The sequence below is a fragment of the Bradyrhizobium ferriligni genome (assembly GCF_056837965.1).
In genome coordinates, this window is sequence record NZ_JBXEJO010000211.1 from 1 (window position 1) to 621 (window position 621).

General features: G+C 64.7%; 1 protein-coding gene. It reads right to left on the bottom strand.

The window, feature by feature from the left end; genetic code table 11:
* On the bottom strand, nucleotides 1-621 hold a 621-nt coding region (locus tag AC1VNY_RS42530), incomplete at both ends, for an ATP-binding protein (protein WP_482409675.1).

Consider the following 621-nt stretch of genomic DNA (forward strand, 5'->3'; position numbering starts at 1 on the left):
CATAGACGCGGGATTCCACCGCCCAGCCGGTCAGCGTCACGTCCTTCTGCGCGATCGCGAGCTTCTCGCCGGCGGCGACGCGGATCATCTGCTCGACGAGGTCGATGCCGGTGATCAATTCGGTGACAGGATGCTCGACCTGCAGGCGGGTGTTCATCTCCAGGAAGTAGAAGCTCTTGTCCTGGCCGGCGACGAACTCAACGGTGCCGGCCGAATCGTAGTTCACCGCCTTGGCCAGCGCGACCGCCTGCTCGCCCATCTTGCGGCGGGTGGTCTCGTCGAGCAGCGGCGACGGCGCCTCCTCGATGACCTTCTGGTTGCGGCGCTGGATCGAGCACTCGCGCTCACCGAGATAGATCACGTTGCCATGCTTGTCGCCGAGCACCTGGATCTCGATGTGCCGGGGATCGACGATGAACTTCTCGATGAAGACGCGGTCGTCGCCGAACGACGACTTCGCCTCGGCCTTGGCGAGGTTGAAGCCTTCGGCGACCTCCGCCTTCGAATGCGCGATGCGCATACCCTTGCCGCCGCCGCCGGCGGAGGCCTTGATCATCACGGGGTAGCCGATCTCGTCGGCGATCTGGACGGCGTGCTTGTCGTCCTCGATGACGCCGAGAT